The 19772-nt window shown below is 65.8% G+C and carries 16 protein-coding genes; 6 read left to right on the top strand and 10 right to left on the bottom strand.

The genetic code is table 11. The annotated features are described in order from the left end of the window. The first annotated feature begins 47 nt into the window (after positions 1–47). The gene (locus tag M0208_RS11685) at positions 48–1517 is read left to right on the top strand and encodes a lipopolysaccharide biosynthesis protein (protein WP_408988091.1); all 1470 of its coding nucleotides are present in this window, start codon (positions 48–50) and stop codon (positions 1515–1517) included. Positions 1518–1527: 10 nt separating this feature from the next. Here the strand turns inward: M0208_RS11685 and M0208_RS11680 are convergent, their stop codons facing one another. After that, positions 1528–1956: a CBS domain-containing protein gene (locus tag M0208_RS11680; protein ID WP_258891873.1), complete on the bottom strand. Its 429-nt coding sequence runs from the start codon at positions 1954–1956 to the stop codon at positions 1528–1530. Positions 1957–1996: 40 nt separating this feature from the next. Next, the gene (locus M0208_RS11675; protein ID WP_258891872.1) at positions 1997–4069 is read right to left on the bottom strand and encodes a S9 family peptidase; all 2073 of its coding nucleotides are present in this window, start codon (positions 4067–4069) and stop codon (positions 1997–1999) included. 290 nt (positions 4070–4359) lie between these two features. Here M0208_RS11675 and gmd point away from each other — a divergent pair, with 290 nt between their 5' ends. Genes gmd through M0208_RS11660 form a run of 3 tightly spaced genes read left to right on the top strand, consistent with a single transcriptional unit; the run spans position 4360 to position 7463 of the window. After that, positions 4360–5421: a GDP-mannose 4,6-dehydratase gene (gmd, locus tag M0208_RS11670; protein ID WP_258891871.1), complete on the top strand. Its 1062-nt coding sequence runs from the start codon at positions 4360–4362 to the stop codon at positions 5419–5421. Between the two features lies 1 nt (position 5422). After that, entirely contained in the window at positions 5423–6367 is a 945-nt protein-coding gene (locus M0208_RS11665; RefSeq protein WP_309547003.1) for a GDP-L-fucose synthase, read from the top strand. Between the two features lie 22 nt (positions 6368–6389). Then, on the top strand, positions 6390–7463 hold the full coding sequence (locus M0208_RS11660; protein ID WP_258891870.1) for a hypothetical protein: 1074 nt from the start codon (positions 6390–6392) through the stop codon (positions 7461–7463). A 14-nt stretch (positions 7464–7477) separates the two neighbouring features. On the opposite strand, the gene M0208_RS11655 is transcribed toward M0208_RS11660, so the two are convergent. Further along, on the bottom strand, positions 7478–8017 hold the full coding sequence (locus tag M0208_RS11655; RefSeq protein WP_258891869.1) for a methyltransferase domain-containing protein: 540 nt from the start codon (positions 8015–8017) through the stop codon (positions 7478–7480). A gap of 368 nt (positions 8018–8385) precedes the next feature. Between M0208_RS11655 and M0208_RS11650 the strand changes: the two genes are divergently transcribed. Together M0208_RS11650 and M0208_RS11645 are read left to right on the top strand one after the other, a co-directional pair. Further along, positions 8386–10050 carry a hypothetical protein gene (locus M0208_RS11650; protein WP_258891868.1) on the top strand — a complete coding sequence of 555 codons (1665 nt, stop codon included), beginning with the start codon at positions 8386–8388 and terminating at the stop codon, positions 10048–10050. Between the two features lie 118 nt (positions 10051–10168). Next, positions 10169–12679, top strand: a complete 2511-nt coding sequence (locus tag M0208_RS11645; protein ID WP_258891867.1) for a glycosyltransferase — start codon at positions 10169–10171, stop codon at positions 12677–12679. Here M0208_RS11645 and M0208_RS11640 read toward each other — a convergent pair. The 7 genes from M0208_RS11640 to M0208_RS11610 form a co-directional block, all read right to left on the bottom strand. Then, entirely contained in the window at positions 12676–13287 is a 612-nt protein-coding gene (locus M0208_RS11640) for a glutathione S-transferase (protein WP_258891866.1), read from the bottom strand. The two genes, M0208_RS11645 and M0208_RS11640, sit on opposite strands and share 4 nt — an antisense overlap. Then, positions 13284–13646 carry a ribonuclease HI gene (locus M0208_RS11635; RefSeq protein WP_258891865.1) on the bottom strand — a complete coding sequence of 121 codons (363 nt, stop codon included), beginning with the start codon at positions 13644–13646 and terminating at the stop codon, positions 13284–13286. Before M0208_RS11635 ends, M0208_RS11640 begins: the two co-directional genes overlap by 4 nt. Positions 13647–13661: 15 nt before the next feature. Beyond that, positions 13662–15923, bottom strand: a complete 2262-nt coding sequence (locus M0208_RS11630) for a transferrin receptor-like dimerization domain-containing protein (protein ID WP_258891864.1) — start codon at positions 15921–15923, stop codon at positions 13662–13664. Between the two features lie 70 nt (positions 15924–15993). After that, a complete protein-coding gene (locus M0208_RS11625; RefSeq protein WP_258891863.1) occupies positions 15994–16407 on the bottom strand; it encodes a hypothetical protein in 414 nt (137 codons plus the stop codon). Further along, on the bottom strand, positions 16404–16856 hold the full coding sequence (locus tag M0208_RS11620; RefSeq protein WP_258891862.1) for a hypothetical protein: 453 nt from the start codon (positions 16854–16856) through the stop codon (positions 16404–16406). The genes M0208_RS11625 and M0208_RS11620 overlap by 4 nt, the downstream gene beginning before the upstream one ends. A 44-nt stretch (positions 16857–16900) precedes the next feature. Next, positions 16901–18625, bottom strand: coding sequence for an N-acetylmuramoyl-L-alanine amidase (locus M0208_RS11615; protein WP_258891861.1), 1725 nt, complete (start codon positions 18623–18625; stop codon positions 16901–16903). Between the two features lie 10 nt (positions 18626–18635). Next, complete coding sequence (locus M0208_RS11610) at positions 18636–19670, bottom strand: hypothetical protein (protein ID WP_258891860.1); 1035 nt, start codon at positions 19668–19670, stop codon at positions 18636–18638. Positions 19671–19772: the final 102 nt, after the last annotated feature.

Below are 19772 nucleotides of genomic sequence, written 5' to 3'. Positions count from 1 at the left end.
CCTCGGGTTTTAACCCCCCGTGAAGGTCGCCCGGTTATGCCCGAACGATGGACGGCGTGACGAATCAATCGAATCAGACCCCTGAATCGCTCAGGAATCAGGTCCGCAGCGCCGTCATCTGGCGTTCGGGCAGCCAGATTCTCGCGCAGCTCGTCCAATGGGCCGCCACGTTCCTCGTGATTCGTATCCTGACCCCCAGCGACTACGGGCTGTTCGCGATGACCGGCGTCGTGATGGCGCTGCTCAACATGCTCAATGGTTATGGCCTGGCCAGCGGGCTGGTGCAGCGCGCGGAGGTTAGCCGCCACGAGATTCGTCAGCTCTTCGGGATGCTGATCGTCATGAACGGCGTGCTCGCGCTGACGCAGCTCGCGCTCGCGCCGATCGCCGCAGCTTATTATCGCCAGCCCGCGGTCGCCGACCTGCTGCGCGTGCAGGCGCTGATCTATCTCTGCACCCCGTTCATCGCGCTCCCCTATGCGTTACTCAGCCGGGCGATGGATTTTCGAAAGCAGGCGCAGGTCAATATGGCCGCGTCACTGGTGGGCGCGGGCACCGCGTTGGTCGGCGCGCTGTCGGGGTGGGGCGTGTGGACATTGGTGTTCGCACCGATGGCGCTGTTCGCGACGCGCGCGATCGGCATGACGATCGCGGCGCGTTCGTTGGTGTGGCCGTCGTTCGACTTCCGCGGTGCGGGCGGCCTTGCACGGTTCGGGGGCATCATGGCCGCCGGGCAATTGTTCTGGTTCCTCCAGAGTCAGGCCGACGTGTTCATCGCCGGACGCTGGCTCTCCGTCCACGATCTCGGGATCTATACGACCAGCCTGTTCCTCACGCAGATCTTCGTCGCGAAGTTCGTGCCGCCGCTGAACGAAGTCGCCTTCTCCGCCTACGCGCGCATTCAGCACGACCGCGCGGGCGTGGCGACCGCGTTCGTGAAGGGGGTGCGGCTGGTGATGGTCGCCGCGCTCCCCTTCTATCTCGGGCTCGCGGTCACCGCCGAACCGTTGGTGCTGGCGATGCTGGGCGAGAAATGGCGCGCCGCCGCGCCGATCGTCCGGCTGCTCGCGCTCGCGATGCCGTTCATGACCGTGCAGGTGCTGCTAACCCCGGCGTGCGATGCATTGGGGCGGCCCGGTATCGGGGTGCGCAACGGTGCAGCGGGCGCGGCGGTGCTGGCAATCGGGTTTCTGGTCGGGGTGCACTGGGGAGCGATCGGCCTCGCGGCCGCGTGGATCGCAGCTTATCCGATCTATCTGGCGATCAGCCTGCGGCGGTCTCTGCCGGTGATCGGCGCTCGCCTTGGCGATGTCGCCGAGGCGATCCTGCCGCCGCTCACCGCCGCCACCGCGATGGCGCTGGTCGTGCTGCTGACCGGCCGGTTGCTGGACGACACGCCCGCGATCGCGCGGCTTGCGATCCTCGTCACCGTCGGGGCGGTGACCTACGCGGCATGGCTGTTCGCCTTCGCCCGGCCCCTGGTGCGCGAGATCGTGGGACTCATCCGCGATCGTTAGACCGCCGCCCTCACACGGACTGTATATAGTCGCGCATCGCCGCGGCTTCGGCCTCGATCCGGTCGATGCGGTATTTGACCAGGTCGCCGATCGAGACGAGCCCGATCACCCTGTCGCCCTCCACCACGGGCAGATGGCGGATCCGGCGCTGCGTCATCAGCGACAGCGCGCCCATCACCGCATCATGCGGGCCGACGGTCAGTGCGGGTGCGGTCATCACGTCGCCGACGGTGCGGTCCAGCACGCTCGTGTCGCCGTCCTTCAGGCAATAGATCACGTCGCGTTCGGAAAAGATGCCGACGACGCTCGCGCCGTCCATCACCGGCACTGCGCCGATGCGGTGCTTTGCCAGTAGCGCGATCGCGTCGCGCACCTTCTGGTCGGGCGTCGTTCCGACAACCTCCCGCCCCTTGCCGCCGAGGATCGCCGCGATCGTCATGATGACTCTCCTTATGTTGGCATCCTGTCACGTCCGCATTCTATTGCAAAGGCGTGGCCACGCGTTTGCGGTAGCGATCGAACCACGCGATGATCGCAGACGCCTTTCCCGCCGCCTGCGACGGGCGTGCGGCGATTCCGCCGTGGCTGGCGCCGGGCACCTTCACCAACGCGGTCGGCACGCCCGCGATCTGCAGCGCGGCGTAATATTGCTCTGATTCGCTGACCGGCGTGCGGTAATCTTCGCTGCCGACCACCACCAGGGTCGGGGTCTTTACGTTGCCGACCAGGCTCAAGGGGGATCGTGCCCAGTAACTCATCGGGTCTTCCCACGGCAGCTTCCTGAACCAATAGCGCGACGTGAACATCGTATTATCCATCGTCAGCGCCTCGCTGATCCAGTTGATGACCGGCTTCTGCGTCGCCGCCGCCTTGAAGCGGTTGGTCTTGCCGACGATCCACGCGGTCAGCACGCCGCCGCCCGATCCGCCGGTCACGAACAGATTGTTGGGGTCCGCGGTCCCGTCGGCGATCGCGGCATCGACCGCCGCGATCAGGTCGTCATAGTCGGCGGAAGGATAATTCTTGTCGATCAGGTTCGCGAACTCCTCCCCGTAAGAGGTCGATCCGCGCGGGTTGGCCCAGACCACGGCATAGCCCGCCGCGGCGTAGAGCTGCACGTCGGTCGCGAAGCCCGGACCGTAGGCGGTATGCGGCCCGCCGTGGATTTCCAGGATCAGCGGCACGCGTTGTCCCTCGACGCGGTTCGGCGGGGTCGCGATCCACGCGTCGATCGCGCGGCCGTCGGGCGCCTTCACCGTGAGCTTGCGCACCGGGGCGAGCGCCTTCGCGCTGCGCATCACCGCATTCAGGTCGGTAAGGCGGCGCGGCTTGCCTCCGCTGATGACCCATACATCAGCGGGCGCACTCGCATCGCCGCCGGTATACGCGACCACGCCCCCGCGCGAAACGGAGAAGTCGCCCCCGGTATAAGGCCGGTCGAGCCCCCCGCCCCACATATTGTCGGCCAGAAGCGCCGTCCGCCCGTCCATCCCGATCCGCGCGACGCGACGCTGCCCGTGATCATCATAGCTGGCGATCAGGCTGCGCCCGTCGCCCGCCCACTGCGCATCCTCGATCGAACGATCGAGCGCCGCCGTCACCGATCGCGGCGCTCCCGCATCGCGATCCCCGACATAAAGTTCGTTATTCTCGTTGCTCCGCCGCATATCGTCGAAGCCGAGCCACGCGATGCGCGATCCGTCGGGCGAGACGCGCGGACCCATGTCGGGGCCATCGCGCGTCGTCAGCGTCCGCATCGCGCCGGTATTGGCATCCAGCGCGATGACGTCCGAATTCATCACCTCGCGCTCGGCACCCGCCCCGCGGATCGCCGCGAACACGATCGTCTGCCCGTCCGGCGTCCATGATAACGGCCCGCCGTCGTCGAACCGCCCGAAGGTCAATTGCCGCGCCGCGCCGCCGTCCGCGCCCACGACGAAGACGTGATCGTAGCCCGGCTTGATATAGCCCGGCCCGTCGGCGCGGTAATTGACGCGGTCGATTACCTCCAGCGGTTCGGCCCATTTCGCGCCCTCGGGCTTCGGCGGCGCGTTGCCCAGCTTCATCCCCTCGCCCGCGACCGTGGCGATGTAAGCCAGCCGCTTGCCGTCGGGCGACCACGCGAGCGCATTCGGGTCGCCCGGCAGGCTGGTCACCCGCGCGCTCGCACCGGTGGCGATCCAGCGCACGAACAATTGCGCGCGATCACCGTCGGTCGCGACATAGGCGACGCGCGTCCCGTCCGGCGACCAGCGTGGGGACGACCCCTGCGTCGCGAACGGCGACTGCCGACCGCTCGCCACGTCGATCAGCCACAGCGACGACACCATGCGGTCGATCATCACGTCGCCCGATCGGCGCACATAGACGATGGTCCGCCCGTCCGGGCTGATCTGTGGATCGGACGCGATCGACAGCCCGAACAGGTCTGCGCCGGTGAAGCCGCGGACCGGGCCGTCCGGCGCGGGTGCGGGAGCCTGCGATGCGGTCGTGGTCTGGGCGGTAGCGGGAAAGGACGTAGCGGCGAGAAGAAGGGCAATCACAAGACGCATCGCGAGGCTCCGTCGGCTGGATGCGCCGGACAATGCCCGATTGTCGGCGGCGTGCAAGCGGCAAGGATGGTCGTTGCTTCGCGTTTCAAGCCGCGTCCGGCCGACCGCACGAAAATCCTTCCAAATCGACTTTAGGGCGGCCGATCGCCGAAAACGAATATGGATTCAACGGCGCGAGCCGCCTAAGCACAGCGCGTGACGGGGGCAGTCCATTCGTATCCGGCGTACCGGGTCCGCCCGTTGAGCGCTGCGACCTCTTCCGAAGTTTGCTTCCAGGGAGCCTGATTTACATGGCGAAGACCGCTTTGATTACCGGCGTGACCGGCCAAGACGGCGCATATCTCGCGCAACTGTTGCTGGACAAGGGCTATCGCGTCCACGGTTTGAAGCGGCGCTCGTCGTCGTTCAACACCGCCCGGATCGAGGACATCGTGGAAGACCCTCACGTCATCAACCCGCGTTTCTCACTCCACTATGGCGACTTGACGGATTCGACCAATCTGATCCGCATCGTTCAGGAAACGCAACCCGACGAGATCTACAACCTCGCGGCGCAGAGTCATGTGCAGGTCAGTTTCGAAACCCCCGAATATACTGCGAACGCGGACGGCATCGGCACATTGCGTCTGCTGGAGGCGATCCGCATTCTCGGCCGCGAGAAGACGACACGGTTCTATCAGGCCTCGACTTCGGAGCTTTACGGCCTGGTTCAAGAAGTGCCTCAGCGCGAATCGACCCCGTTCTATCCGCGCAGCCCATATGCCGCGGCAAAGCTCTACGCCTATTGGATCGTCGTGAATTATCGCGAAGCGTACGGCATGCACGCCTCGAATGGCATCCTGTTCAACCATGAAAGCCCGCTGCGCGGCGAGACGTTCGTGACGCGCAAGATAACGCGCGCGGCCGCGGCGATCTCGCTGGGGCGGCAGGAGATGCTGTATCTCGGCAATCTCGACGCGCAGCGCGACTGGGGCCACGCGCGCGAATACGTCCGCGGCATGTGGCTGATGATGCAGGCCGACACGCCGGACGACTACGTGCTGGCCACGGGCGAGACGACGCACGTCCGAACCTTCGTCGAATGGGCGTTCGCCGACGTCGGCATCACACTGGAATGGAAGGGCCAGGGCGTCGATGAAAAGGCGTATTGCGCCGATACGGGCAAGCTGCGCGTCGCGGTGGACCCGCGCTATTTCCGGCCGACCGAGGTCGAGTTGCTGATCGGTGATCCTACCAAAGCGCAAGAAAAGCTGGGCTGGAAGCATGAAACCAGCCCACGCGATCTCGCGCGAGAGATGGTGCAGGCCGACCTTGAGACGATGCGCACCGCGCCGATCGGCAAGGGTGCCTGACATGGCCTATGACTTGGCCGACAAGCGCGTGTGGGTCGCCGGGCATCGCGGGATGGTCGGATCGGCGATCGTTCGGCGGCTGGCAGACGAATCGTGCGAGGTGCTGACCGCTTCGCGTACAGACCTAGATCTGACCGATAAGGCGGGCGTGCTCGCGTGGATGCAGGCGAACAGGCCCGACGCGGTCTTCCTGGCCGCGGCGAAGGTCGGCGGGATCCTAGCTAACGATCGTTATCCCGCGGATTTCCTGCTCGACAATCTGCTGATAGAAACCTCGATTTTTGCCGGGGCGCACGCGACGGGTGTCGAAAAGCTGTTGTTCTTGGGATCGAGTTGCATCTATCCCAAGCTGGCCGCCCAGCCGATCGTAGAAGAAGCGCTGCTGACCGGGCCGCTGGAGCCTACCAACGAATGGTATGCGATAGCCAAGATCGCCGGGATCAAGCTGGCGCAGGCGTTCCGACGCCAGCACGGCCACGACTATATCTCCGCGATGCCGACCAATTTGTACGGTCCAGGGGATAATTTCGACCTCGCCTCCAGCCACGTCATGCCCGCGCTGATCCGCAAGGTGCACGAAGCCAAGACGGCGCGCGCGCCGGTCGTCGTTTGGGGCACCGGCACGCCGCGACGCGAATTCTTGTACGTCGACGATTGCGCCGACGCCTGCGTGCACCTGATGAAGACGTATTCGGACGACGCCCACGTCAACGTCGGCTCAGGAGAGGATCTGTCGATCCTGGAACTGACCCGGCTGGTGATGGAGATCGTCGGGTATAACGGCGATATCATCCACGACACCAGCAAGCCCGACGGCACGCCACGCAAGCTGATGGACGTCACCCGGCTGGCCGAACAGGGCTGGCGCGCGTCGACCTCATTGAAGGACGGGATTGCGGCGAGCTACCGCCATTTTCTTGAAGGTAAATATCGCGCCGTTGCCTGAGCGCGAATTGGGATAGTGTTCAATGGCGTCAAATTCACAGACCCCGACTTTTGTCCTGCGTAGAGGCGACCGCCTGGCGGCACGTCTCAAGCACTTACTTTTCGCTTGGCGCTTTTCACGCAAGGTCAACGGCTTCCTGGCGGTCAATTGGCCGCAGCGTGACAAATCGCTCTATAACACTCTTGGTACCGAATATTATTCGCCCAGTCTCATATTTGATCTTGGAAAGATAGTTTCCTCCAATCTTCGCGATGAAATAGCCTTCGTTGAAGGAAATATAGGCGACGATAAGTTATTTGCTAAATTTCCTCCCGACCGCCTGTCTGATATATTTCAACACAAGACGAGCTTGGTAGATGCAAAGAATATCACAGGATCGTATATTTCTGATTCTTACTTCATTAGATTTGACGAGGAAATAAAAAAGGATGTCGAGAGTGAAGTTCGTCAACTCTTTGATTATCTTCCCAAGAGTCCAGCTTTATTGAAGCATATATCATCCGCTCATCAAACCATTGGATCGGAGAAGTACACCGCACTCCACTTGCGACGCGGCGATATTCCCGCGGTGCTCAGAGCGGCAAAAGCAGAAATGCAGAATGGCGTTTTGACGCCGGTCGCGAAAAACTACGCTATCCATCTGACTAAACAGACTGCGCCGTTCCATTATTATTACGCCGATATCGAGAAGGCCATCGATGAAGGTGAACGCGTTCTTTTCTTCAGCGACAGCCCGGAACTCGTCTCCCACTTCAACGACAAATATAAGGATTATATCGTCGATGCGGCTCGGATCGGTAGCGACATCGTCTTTCCGCTACAAAAGGCATTTCTGGACTTCACGTTGCTAGGAAAGTCCGATCGAGTCATAGGGACGCAGACCGGGTTCGCCTCCGTCGCGTGCCTGCTCGGCGGAGCCAAGCACGACATCGTGACCGCGCGGGGGACGTGGGAAGTGTTTCTCAAATACGTCTACGATGAGATTCTGGAAGGGTCGCCAATCCCCGCCAAGATCCAGAAAGAAATAGAAGGCGCTATGTTCGGCGAATATGACAAATACTATCAGCGAGCGACGAAACTGGGAATCAACATCTAGGTCGTGACGCCACTCTAGCGAACTCCCTCTAGATTCAGGCTCATCAATCGACCGGTATGTTTCTGCATGTGCGGCAGGTACGACTGCGAGTAATCGTCGATGTCGCTGTGCTCGGTCTGCCGCCAGTCCCACTCCCGGACCGAGCTGAACCCACATTCGATCAAGTCATTGGTCAGCGTTTCCTTATCGAACAAGGCCGAGTGATAGTCGTACTTGTCCCGCTGGCCACCCATCAGGAGCCCCGTGACATCCAGAAGACCGCGGCTCAGCTCTCCGCTGACATAAGCCTGCGCGCAAGCAGCGAAGTCAGGAACTGCAAGCCGCAGCACACCCCCCGGCTGAAGAACCCGCTGCCATTCGCGAAGAACGTCCTTGTAAGCATTACGGCCGAAATGCTCCAGAACATGGCATGCGTAAATTATCTCAACGGTCTGGTCTTCGACGAAATCAAGCTTCTCGACTGGCCCGATATGATCAACGTGCGGATAACTCAGCGCATCGACATGATACCATCCAGCGAATTCTTTCGGCCCGCAGCCCAAATGCAGTTTCATCGCGTTCCCCTTGCGGCCTACCGGCGGCTTTGCGGCACATAGGACGCTGCGATGCGCGCGGACAAGGACGAATCGTTGCTTTCGATTTTCTGCAGCATAAAGGGTGCCGCGACTCGTCCGCCTCACCCAAACAACGCAAATTTGTTGGGCATACTGTACGAAAACAGGAATGGAGGTCGTTTCTTTGGTACGGAATAGCCGTTGAACGGGCCGATCATGCACCGCTAAAGGCGACGACGCTTCGGGCGATCACTGAGGGGGGATCGGTTACGTCGGTCATCGTGGCGACAGCGACGACGCCGACGTAACCGGACGGGCGACAGGCATTCGGGGCGACCATGACAGATACGAATTTTGATCCTGTTTCCGTGCGTCGGCGGATCGTGGCGGGCGATCTCGACGGGGTCGAGCGCGCGCTGGCCGATGCAGTTGACGATGACGTTGATGAGGCTGTCGTTCAGGAATTGCGCGCGGCGCTGGCTTATCGTCGCGGCCAGACATCGATTGCACTGACTCATGCTGATCGGGCGATCGCGCTCGACGCCTCGCTGGTCGCTGCGCACCTTGTGCGAATCAAGGCGCTGTCCCGGATCGGACACCATACAATCGCGGCGGAAAAGACCGATTTGTTGCTATCGATCGAATCCTGCGACAATGAAGTGCTCTCGACCGCCGCCAAAGTCTATCATAAGGCGAAGATCTACCATTCGGCGGCAAAGACGTGGCTGCTACTGGCCGGACGACGCCAAGATGATGTCTTGGTTCGCGCGCGCGCCATTGAAGCGCTGGAACTCTCTGGCGACTATCGCGCAGCCATCGACCAGTCGCTGATGCTCTGTAAGGCCGGCACTGCGCCGGTGGATATGCGCGAACATTGCCTGCTGCTTACGCTGCGCTGGGGCGAGCAAGCGGATGTCACGGCCGCGGTTCACGCGCTGGCCGACGCCGATCTTGACAAGGCGTTGGAAAGCCTGACCGATCTCGCCATCGCTAGCCGCTTCGCCGATGCCGAATGGGTCGTACGGCGCGGCGCGGAGGCCGGTGCGGCGATCCATCCTGCGCTGGCCGCGTCGCTCAGCCGGTCGATCGTCTCGCAGGCGAAGGACGCGGAGGTTCGTGGCGACATGCTGACCGCGCTGGCGGCCTGGGGTCTCATCCAGGCGATAGGGGTCGACGATCGCGCCGCGCCGCGGTTGGAAAAGGCCGGGATCGCAGTGTCGAAATCGGCCACGGCGCTGATCGCGCAGGACAAAGCGGACGAGGCGGATGCGCAGATCGATGCGCTGCTCCGCGTCTGGCCGACCGCGCGCGCATGGTCCGCAAAGGCCGCCATCGCCAAGGCGGGCGAACAATGGGATGCGCTGGGCCAGGCGTGCGGGGAACTCGCCATCCTGGGCGAGGGCGACGAACGCGACGACGCGGTGGTCCGCGCGATCCGGGCGATCCGCAAGTCGAGGAACTTCACCGCATCGCTGATCACGTTGACGCGAATGGCCGCGGCGATCGGCCCGCAGGCCGACCTCGACGAGGCCGGATCGTGGGCGTTCGAGAAGCTGCGCCGCCAGGTGCGCGACGATCTGAAGGCCGGCGACTCCGCCGCGGCGGATGCGGGCTATCACGCGCTGATCGCGTGGGACGCGGAGAACGCCGAGCTTCCGGCATTGGAGACGAAGCTGGTGAAGACTCACGCGGTCGCGATGAGCGACGCGCGCAAGGCCGGCGACGTGCCGACCGCGGTGGCCGCGGCGCACAGCCTGGTGGCGCTGGCGCCCGACCGGCTGGATGCGTTGAAGTTCCTGGCCGACCACAGCCTGAGGGTCGGGCTGCACGCCAACGCCGCGCGACTCTACGAACGCGTGCTGGTGCTCGTCCCCGAGGACCATCGTTATTTCTACAAGATCGGCAAGGCCTATCGATCGACCGGCAATGACGAGCGCGGGATGGAGGTGCTGCGGCGCTTTCTGGAGATCGAGCCCGAGCATAAGGGCGCGCGCGAATTGCTGAACGAAATGTCCGCACGCCACGACGGCTGACGCACGATCGCCCGGGCGACGGGCCGCGGTTTGACAGCGGCCGGGAAACCCGCGCATTTCGCATCGCGCGTGGATCAGGACCGCGCGCGGGAAGGTCGTTTCGGATGACGGTGCCAGCATGAAGGACGACGCCACGAAGGCGGTCGTGGATCTGGTGCGCCTCGCCCGCAAGCTGCTCGACGCCGGACGCCCGGCGCAGGCGATCGATCCGCTCGAGGCCGCACTCGCGCTCGCGCCCGCCGACGCCGACGTCCGCATGTTGCTGGGCGAGGTGAACAACCGGGCCAAACGTCATGCAGAGGCGCGCACGATCTGGCAGACGCTGATGCGCGACGCACCGGCGCAGGCCAAGCGGCTGAAACTGCCGCTGAAGCTGGCGAAGGTGGCCGAGGTGCTGCACGATCATGCCGATGCCGAACGGCATTATGATGCGCATCTCGCGCTGTCCCCGGAAGATGTCGCGGCGCAGAACAAGCGCCTGTCCGCCGGATTGTCGGCGCGCCCGCCCGAGGCGCGCCGCGCGTTCGCCGCGGCGCATTTCGAATCATGGGGCGAAAATCCGATCGCCGCGCGCATCGTCGCGCTGACGATCGGTCTGGACGACGATACCGCCGCCGCTGCGGCGCTGCTGACCGGCAATGCGGCCGCGTATCAGGGCGAACCGGCGGTCGCACTGGCGGCGATCGACCAACTCGTCGCGCGCGGGATCGGCGACGGTCTGCTCGACTTCGTCACCGCGTGTTGCGCGCTATACCCCGACATCCGGTTCGTCGACCGACGGCTGAGGGTGCTCCGGCTGGTTGGCGCATCCGACGAGGAACTGCTCGCCGCGCGCGGTGCGCTGGCGGCGCACCCTTCCGCGACCGACGCGCACCGGTTGCGCTACGCCCGCGCGCTCGTGTCGCGCCGCCGCCCGGCCGAGGGACTCGGTATCGCGCGCGACATCCTCCGCCGCACGCCGGGCGACGTCGAGGCGGCAGAAACCGCGATCCGCGCCGCCGACCGGCTGGAACGCTATGAACTGTCCAACCGTCTGCTGACCGATGCGCTGGCGGCGCTGGACGACGGTCCGGGCGATCTGACGGCGCGCGCGCAATTGCTGATCGCTGGTTCGCGCAACGAAGAGACGCTCGAAATGCTGGCGCGGCTGCGCGCCGACGCGCAATCCCCGGCGGTGCAGGCGATGCACTTCACCGCCGCCTATCACCACGGCGATTATCGGCTTGCGACCAGGATCGGCCGCAGGCTGGTGGAATCGGGCAAGGCCGACGCGCAAGTGGCGCAACGCACCGCGCGCGCCGAGGCGGCGTTGCAGGTCGTACCCGACGCGGGGGTGCTGTTCCCCGACGTGCTGTTCGATCGCGTGTTGCGTGGGCCGAGCAATCGCGACCGGCCGGCGACCGATACGATCGCGATCGCGACCTCCACCCTGGCCGCGGGCGGTGCGGAGCGGCAGGTGGCGCTGACCGCGGCGAACACCGCGCGCGGGAGGGCGGGCCGGGACGGGCTGAGAACGATACTGCTCGCACGCAGCCTGGATCCGGCGAAACGGCATGACGTGATGCTACCGATCGCGCGCGCCGACGGGCTGGAGATCGACGATCTGTCCGCGCTCGATCAGACGGACGTGTGGCGCGACTTGGCGGCGATCGGCGCACCGGGCGAGCATCTGGCGCTGATCGCGGCGTTCCCCGAACAGATGGCGGCGGACATCGCAAATCTCTACCTGCGTTTCCGCCAGTCGCGCCCGCGCGTCGTGCATCTGTGGCAGGACGGCCGGATCGCGGTCGGATCGGTCGCGGCGGTGCTGGCGGGGGTGCCGCGAATCGTCGCGGCGATCCGCAACGTGCTGCCGGAGGCGAACGACCGGCGGCGCTATCGCCGTTACCTTCCGGTGATGTACGCCGCGCTCGGCACGCGCGACGACGTGCGGTTCACGACCAATTCGCAGGCTGCGACGATGGAATATTCGACCATCCTGAACGTCGAGCCCAGCCGCATCCGCGTGGTGCGTAACGGGCTGGAGGTAAAGACGCTGCAGGGCCGCGCACCGGCCGCCGCGATCGCCGAGATCCGCACCGCGCTGGGGTTCGGCGACGCCCCGTTGATGGGCGGCGTATTCCGGCTGGCCCCGGCCAAGCGCCCCGACGTCTGGATCCGCACCGCCGCGATGGTGGCGCAGGAAATGCCGAATGCGCGCTTCGTCATCGTCGGGGACGGGTTGCTGCGGGCCGAGATGGAGGCGCTGGTGGAAGAACTGGGGCTGACCGACAAACTGATCTTCGCCGGACCGCAATCGCCGGTGGAGCCGTGGATGGCGGCGATGGACGTGTTCGTGCTCACGTCGTCGGTGGAGGGCCTGCCCAACGTCCTGCTCGAGGCGCAGGCGCTGGGCGTGCCGGTGGTGACGACCGACGCCGGGGGCGCCCGGGAGGCCACGATCCACGGCGTGACCGGGCGGCTGGTGCGCGACGAGACGATCGAAAATCTGGCGCGCGCGGCGATCGCCTTGCTGCGGCAACCGAGCGCGAAGATCAAATGCCGCGTCGGCGGCCCGACGTTCATCGAATCGCGCTTCGGCGTCGATCGCATGATCAAGGATACGATGACGCTGTACGACGCGGCCTAGCCTGGTGCCGCGTCGCCGGGAACCCAGCGCGGCACCCGCGCCATCGCCCGCTCGAACAGTGGCGATGCGATGTGGCGGGCCAGCCAACACTTCGTCCGTGGGATCGGCTGGCCGTCGAACCATGTATGATCGACCGCGGCGAATTGCCGGACGAACGGCATGATCGCGATGTCGCCGAGCGATCGTGTCGCGCGAGACAAGTTTTCGGCGGCGGTCAACCGATCCTCGAGCAGTTGCAGAAGCGCGAAGCAGGCAGCGCGGTGCTCGGCGGGATCCGCATCGTGCCGCTCGGCGTATTTGTAACGGTCGAGGTGATGTTTGAACCGCGTGTCGAAGGTGTCGATCAGCGCGTCCTCGTCGCCCGCCAGCCAGTCTTCCGGATCGTTCCGCGCCAGCGCCCAGCGCATGATGTCGAGGCTTTCGTCGATCACCTGTCCGTCGGACAGAACCAGCACCGGGACGGTCGCCTTGGGTGAGGCCGCGATCATGTCGGCGGGCTTGTCGCGTAAGGCGACCTCGCAGACCTCGAAAGCGGTGGCGCTGACCAGCAACGCCATGCGCGCGCGCATCGCATAGGGGCAGCGCCGGAAGCTGTAGAGAGTGGTCATCGGTCGTGCAGGCGCGCGAGCGCGATCCCGGCGAGATTCTGCGACCGCTTTACATAGCGGATACGCGGCGGGTCCGCGTCGGAAAAGAGGCCGCAAAACGTGTCGCGGTGGCGAACGTAGTCGCCACGGCATTTCGCGGTTCCGTTCGCCTGCCCGATCACCGCCAGCGAATCGCCGATCAGCACCACGCCGGTCAGCCGCAGTTCGGTCACGAGCCGCGCCGCATCGATCAGCGCGAGCCATTCGGCGTCCATGCTCGTGCCCGGACCAAGGTCGCGCCGGATTTGCGCCCGTCCGCGCACCACGACGGCGGTCTCCATCCCCTCGGGCCGGTAGCCGCCGTCGAAGAACACTTTCACGCGCGCCGCCGTTTTCTAGCGCCCCTCGACCGTCGCGCGCGCCGCCTCCAGCCGCGCGCTATAGTCGCGCAGCACCTTGGCGGTGCGGCGGGCGTATTCGTCGGCGTCGGCGAAGCGGCGTTCCTCGATCGCCTCGCGCACGCCGGGCAAGGTCTTCGCGCCGTAGCCGGTGAAGCGGCCGGGCGCGTAGATCAGGTGGCGATACCACGGCCGGTCGGGCAGGCCCCGTTCGTCGAGCAGCAACTGGTCGATATCGCGGAGTTGCGTCGACAGCTTCACACGACGCGAAGCGTCCAGCGTCGCGCCGCGATCGGCGAGCGCCTTATCGAACCGCGTCGCCGCGATCTTCAGCTCGTCGACCGCATCCTCCAGCACGGCGAGTTCGGCATGCGGGGTCAGCGGCTCGACCGCGGCCGGGCCGACCGGCTTCAACGGATCGCTGGCGAGGCGGAACGCGCCGTCCTCGATCAGCTTCTCGCGCTTGCGGTCCTCCTCGCGGCGGTCGGCGGCCAGCTTCTTCACCTCGGTCAGATAGGTCGCGACGGTGTCGGCGAAATCGCCGTAGCGCGTCACCGGCAGGTCGGCGTCGGCGATCCGCAGCACGACGCGCCCGACCGTCTTCGACAGCGCCGCGCCGTATTTCAGGCCCGGATCGTCGAACGTCGTGAAGTGATGATAGCTGTCGTAGATCGAATGATATACCCCGTCGCTCTCCTCCTCCCCGCCGAACCCGATGTTGAGCGAAGGGATGCCGAGATGCTGGAGATAGGCGGAATAGTCCGATCCAGATCCCAGCGGACCGATCGGCACGTCGCTGCCCTTTTCCGCCGCCTTCAGCGCGTCGTCGTCGACCTTGCCGCGCTTGTCATAGGCGCGGACGCGGATGTCGGCGCGCATCCGGTCCGCGACGCTGGCGCCGGTTTCGGGATCGGCGACGTCGGCGGCGACCGAATTCACCAGATGCTGAAACGGATGCGAACCTTGCGCATACAAAAAACCGCGTCCGTTGCCGTCGGTGTTGATATAGATCGCGGCCTTCTTCTTCAGCTCGTCGGCGTGCGTCTCGGCCCATTCGGTCGAGCCGAGCAGCATCGGCTCCTCGGCATCCCAGCTGAGATAGACGATCGTCCGCTTCGGCCGCCACCCCTGCCGGTGGAGCGCGCCTAGCGCCTTCGCCTCAGACAGCATCGCGACATTGCCCGACAGCGGATCGGAGGCGCCGAACACCCACGCGTCATGGTGGTTGCCGCGCAGCACCCATTGATCGGGGAACTCCGCACCGGGCAGCTTGGCGACCACGTCATAGGCAGGCTTCAGCGACCATTCGGATTTGACCGCGAGATGGACCGAGACGCCGCCCTTGCCCCCCATCTTGTACGTGATCGGCAACGCCCCGCGCCAACCCGAGGGCGCGACCGGGCCGCCGAGCCGCTGGAGCAGTTTCGTCGCATCGCCGTACGAGATCGGCAGGACCGGTATCTTGAGGATCGTCTTCGCGTCCTCGCGTTTCAGGCGCTTGGCCTTTGCGGTCGCGCCGACGCCGGGGGTCAGCGGATCGCCGGGATAGAGCGGCATGTCGGCGACCGATCCGCGCTGGATGCCCGCGGGCGGACGCGCGCCGCCGACCGGGTACGGATCGTTCTGCCCGTAGCCGTCGTCCTCCGGGTCAGAATAGATGATGCAGCCGATCGCGCCATGATCCTGCGCCAACTTCGGTTTCAACCCGCGCCAGCCCACGCCGTAGCGCGCGATGACGATCTTGCCCTTCACGTCGATCCCGCGCCGGGCCAGCGCCTTGTAATCGTCGGGCATCCCGTAATTGACATAGACGAGGTCGCCGGTGACGTCACCGTCGCCCTGGAACGCGACATAGGGCGGCAGCGCGGCGGCGGTATTGCCGCTGGTGTCGTCGCCCGCCACCGCCGACTCCTGCCCGCCGAGCACGATCTTTTCAGGGGAGACCATTTCCACCAGCGTCGAGATCGGGGTCGGATAGAGGACGTTGAACGTCTCGATATGCGCGTCCCAGCCGAACTCCTTGAATTTCGCCAGGATGAACTCCGCGTTCGCCTTGTCGTGCGGCGATCCGACATGGTTGGGCGCGGACGCCATCTCCTTCATCCACGCCATCTGGTCGGCCGAACTGACCCCGGCGTCGAACGCCGCTTCGCGCGCTCTGTCCGTCGTTTGGCCCGGCGCGGGCGCCGATTGCCCGAACGCCGCCGAGGTCAACGCCAGCGCGCCGGCGCCCGCCAGCAACCATCCGAATTTCGTCATCCCGCCGCCCCCAAACCTTCAAGCCCTGTTGGCGCAGAATGGCCATGCGGAACGGCGCGAAGCAAGCGATTTAGGCCGGGGTTCCTTCTCCGCCCGCACCCGCGTTCGCCCCGCCCGTCGCGGCGCCATGACCCGTCGCGGCGAGCGTGGCGCTGACGAGGGGAATGCCGATGACGGCGTCGACACTCCCCACGACGCTGGAGAGCGCGACGCGCGTGGCGCGCCGCGCAGCGACCGCGCTGACCCCGGCCAGCGACGCGAGCACCGCTTCGGTCGCGCTTTTCTGGATGCCGATCAGCACCTCGGCCTCTTCCTGATCGATCTCCCCCGCCGCCAGCAGCCGCGCGATCGTGGCGAGCGACACCGCGAATTTCTCCGCTTCCGCTTCGGCGAGCGCCTTCAGCTGCTTGCTGTCGGTCTTGAGCGATGTGACGAACGCCTTCGCCATGCTGGCCCCGATCAGGGCGACATTCAACACCATCACCGTGCCTCCCGTGCTTGCTGGAGTTGCTTGATCGCATCGGTCGCGCGCGCGATCGCGTCGGCGTTCAGCGTCAAAACGTCGGGGGCCAGGCAGGCCCCGGACGGATCGTCGGTCCGCGCGGAAGCGAGCTGGTGGCTGCGTTCGGCGCCGGCGACCGCCTTGTCCAGCTCGGTCGCCGCGGTCAGCAGCGCGGTATCCTCGCCTGCGCCCGCAACGTGGTCGCGCAGCTTTCCGGCATCGGTCTTCAGCGTCGCATACGTGGCGGCGTTCGCCTCGAACGCGCAGTCGGGCGCGGTCTTCGTCGCGAGCGTCGCGTAGAATGTTTTCGCCTGGGTGGCGATCTGATCGTTCGAGGTGGTGACGACCGGATCGGGGCCAGGCACGGTCGCGCAGCCGCCAACCGCGGCCAGCGCCGCCGCAAGCGGGATCATCCATTCACGCTTCGCCATGTGCCAATATCCTCTCTCTCGAATTTGCCGTGGTGCGCGGCGCATCACGGCACGAACGATCCGCGGGCGTCGGACAATTTCTGTTTGGCGACCATCGCCGCGATGGCGCGGCCGCGTTCTTCCGAACTCGTCATGTTGGTGGCGTTGCGCGCGCGGAGATAGCGCGCGATCAGGTCGCGCTCCTCGCCGTTGGTCCATTTGGTGCAATCGCGCGCGTCCTCCGCCAGTCCCGCGATCGCCTGCTCCAGCGTCTTCGGCACATGCCCCGGCCGGTTCACGTGTTCGTCGAAGATCAGCGCGATGCCCAATTCGGAGGTCAGCCATTCGCGCAGCGGGCGGCTGGCGGCCGTCTTGTCGAGGAAATCGGCCGTGCGGTCGGCAGCGTGCGCGATCTGACAGGTCCGCAGCGAGGGGTGATGACCCGCGCGCCAGAAACGATATGCCCATTGCACTTGTCGCAGCACGTCCTTCTCGACCACAGTGTCGAGCTGTTCGCCGCTCAGCAGCAGGAAGCCCGCACCGCGCGGCGGCCCGGCGGCCGGCTCCAGCTTGTAGCGTCCGAAACAATCCTGATACGCCGCCGCGTCGAACGCCTTGAAGCGGCGCAGCAGCGCGGCGAGTTCGCCCGGCGCCGTGCCGACGCCGACTGTCCACTGGCAGATGCCGAACGACATGTGCGCGTTGTCGTAGGAATTGATCGCCTCCAGCCCGCCTTCGTTCTCGCAGGACGCAGCGACGACGCGCGCGAGCGACGCCGACAGCCCGGCCGATCCGCCGCTCGCCGCGAGCCACTGCGACACCGTGGTCCGTCCCTTGGTGAAAAAACCGTCCTTGAAGCGGGAGGCGAAACGCGTGCCGTCGGGGCCAAACGCGATGCCGCTTTCGACGTGCGGGCGCTGCGTGTCGGTGTCGGGCGGCGGCAGCGTTGCGGGCGCGGCGGCCATCGCAGGCGCCGCCGCTACCGGTACCGCCGCTGCAGGTACGGCGACCGCGACCGGCTTCGCGCCGGTCAGTTGCGCCCAGGTCTTCGGCCCGACGATCCCATCCGGCACCAGCCCCGCGGCGCGCTGGAACGCGCGCATTGCGGCTTCGGTGTCGGGGCCGAACTTGCCGTCGTCCGCGACCCCGATCGCACGCTGCGCCTGCGCCACGAACGCTCCGGTGGAGCCGCGGCGGAGTGTCGGCCGGGCGGCGTCGTCCGCTGCCGGGATCGGCGGCGGCGGGGTCTTTCCGGCGAGCAGCGCGGCGACCTGGTTGCGGAATGCCGCCATGTCGAACATCGGGTCGGGCTTTCGTCCCGCGGGCAGCGCATATTCCTTGTGCCCGCAGCACATGTTCGCATTGCGCCCGAGTTTTTTCAGCAGCGCCGCAACGCCGCGTTGATACGCGTCGATCTGCACCTCCGGCCACGGGTCTTGCAGGCGTCCGCTATGTTCGGCTTCTATCCCGATGAAGCTGGAATTGCCGGTGACGATCCCTTCCCAGCGCCCCGCCCCGGCGTGGTTCGCACGGCCCGCGGCGATGACGTAGAAGGCGCCGTCGCGGCCCAGCCCCAATTGCGCCAACGGCCCGGAAAGGTCGGCGCGGCCGTTGATGAGCATATTGAGCGTCGGCATATTGCCCGGCGCGGCGGTTGCGGTGTGGTGGCACATGACGCCGCGGACGTCGCCCATCGGTCCACGCCCACGCGTCCGCCAGCCCGGCGTTTCGGCGACCTTCAATCCCGCCGCCTCCAGCACCTCGGGAAGCCAGGTGAGGGTCAGGACCATCGCAGCCCGCTCACGCCGCCTTGTCGAGCGCGACGCCGCCCGATGCGGGGGGAAGATCGGCGTCGCCGGTGACTTCGTCATCGGGCAGATCGACGTCGCACGCGCAACTGTCGATCCCAGCCTCTTCGGGAGCGGGATCGTCCGGGACCGTGGTGGCGACCGCGCCCTCCACCGCCTCGGTATCGACCACCGTGTCGGTCGCGGCGGCGACGGGCGCGCTTTCCTCGACCCGTTCCTGCGCCGTCGGGGCGCTGGTCGTGGCGCTCGCCTTGGCCAGCAGATCGGGCACGAAGCGTTCGGAAAAGCCCGCGACGAAGCCGTAGATCAGGACCAATAGCCAGTCCGGCGCATTGCGTCCCGACAGCGCAGCGTCGCCGATATTGACCGACACCACGCCCGACCGGATGAACGCGATCAGCACGACCGCGGCGATGATGCCGATCACCATGCGCAGCGCCGCGTCGAGCAGATTGGCCATGCGCTGCAGATCGGGCAGCACGGTCCGGCCGCGGATCGCGAGCGAGATCGAAAAGAACGCGCCGACCGCCCCCGCCGCGCCGCCGCGCAACAGGTCGACCGTCGCATTCCCGTATTGCGCGATGGCGTTGGCGAGTGTGATCGCCAGCATCACCGCCACGCCGGTCACGAACGCGACGACCAGATATTCGAACCGCGCGGTGGCGACTCGTTCGTCGAGGATGCCCTGTTTGATCGATTTCAGCAGCGCGGTCGCGGCGGCGATATCGCCTTCGAACCCGACGATCAGCGCATCCGCGACGCAGCGGTCGTAGCGCGCGGCGCGCGGCGCGGACCCCGGCTTCAGCCGCCAATCCTCGACCAGGCCGTTCACCTCCCCGCGCAGCGGGTTGAGGCGGGACATCCGGACGCGCTGTTTATCCGCGCGCGCCGGATCGTCCGCGAACATCACAAGCACGCGGTTGTCGGTACCATAGACCGCGTATTCAGGCGGCTTCTTGGCATAGATAATGCGGATCGTGGACCCGATCCCGTCGGGTTCGCCCACGGCGAGGTCGGCGATGCTCATCGCCAGAAAGCGCGCGCGAAGAACGGCGCGATTCCAGGCCGATATTGGTCGCGATCGATCGGCAGCATCGAGATCCCCCCCGAGCAGGAAGAAATTCGTCCC

It is taken from the genome of Sphingomonas sp. SUN019 (assembly GCF_024758705.1).
Lineage (GTDB): Bacteria > Pseudomonadota > Alphaproteobacteria > Sphingomonadales > Sphingomonadaceae > Sphingomonas.
This window is presented reverse-complemented; position numbering and strand designations above follow the sequence as displayed.

Coding starts and splice junctions, on each gene's coding strand:
- gmd (WP_258891871.1), top strand. CDS start 4,360: ATGGCGAAGACCGCTTTGATTACCGGCGTGACCGGCCAAGACGGCGCA.
- M0208_RS11620 (WP_258891862.1), bottom strand. CDS start 16,856: ATGGCGAAGCGTGAATGGATGATCCCGCTTGCGGCGGCGCTGGCCGCG.
- M0208_RS11645 (WP_258891867.1), top strand. CDS start 10,169: ATGAAGGACGACGCCACGAAGGCGGTCGTGGATCTGGTGCGCCTCGCC.
- M0208_RS11675 (WP_258891872.1), bottom strand. CDS start 4,069: ATGCGTCTTGTGATTGCCCTTCTTCTCGCCGCTACGTCCTTTCCCGCT.
- M0208_RS11665 (WP_309547003.1), top strand. CDS start 5,423: ATGGCCTATGACTTGGCCGACAAGCGCGTGTGGGTCGCCGGGCATCGC.
- M0208_RS11660 (WP_258891870.1), top strand. CDS start 6,390: ATGGCGTCAAATTCACAGACCCCGACTTTTGTCCTGCGTAGAGGCGAC.
- M0208_RS11615 (WP_258891861.1), bottom strand. CDS start 18,625: ATGGTCCTGACCCTCACCTGGCTTCCCGAGGTGCTGGAGGCGGCGGGA.
- M0208_RS11685 (WP_408988091.1), top strand. CDS start 48: ATGGACGGCGTGACGAATCAATCGAATCAGACCCCTGAATCGCTCAGG.
- M0208_RS11655 (WP_258891869.1), bottom strand. CDS start 8,017: ATGAAACTGCATTTGGGCTGCGGGCCGAAAGAATTCGCTGGATGGTAT.
- M0208_RS11680 (WP_258891873.1), bottom strand. CDS start 1,956: ATGACGATCGCGGCGATCCTCGGCGGCAAGGGGCGGGAGGTTGTCGGA.
- M0208_RS11630 (WP_258891864.1), bottom strand. CDS start 15,923: ATGACGAAATTCGGATGGTTGCTGGCGGGCGCCGGCGCGCTGGCGTTG.
- M0208_RS11640 (WP_258891866.1), bottom strand. CDS start 13,287: ATGACCACTCTCTACAGCTTCCGGCGCTGCCCCTATGCGATGCGCGCG.
- M0208_RS11610 (WP_258891860.1), bottom strand. CDS start 19,670: ATGAGCATCGCCGACCTCGCCGTGGGCGAACCCGACGGGATCGGGTCC.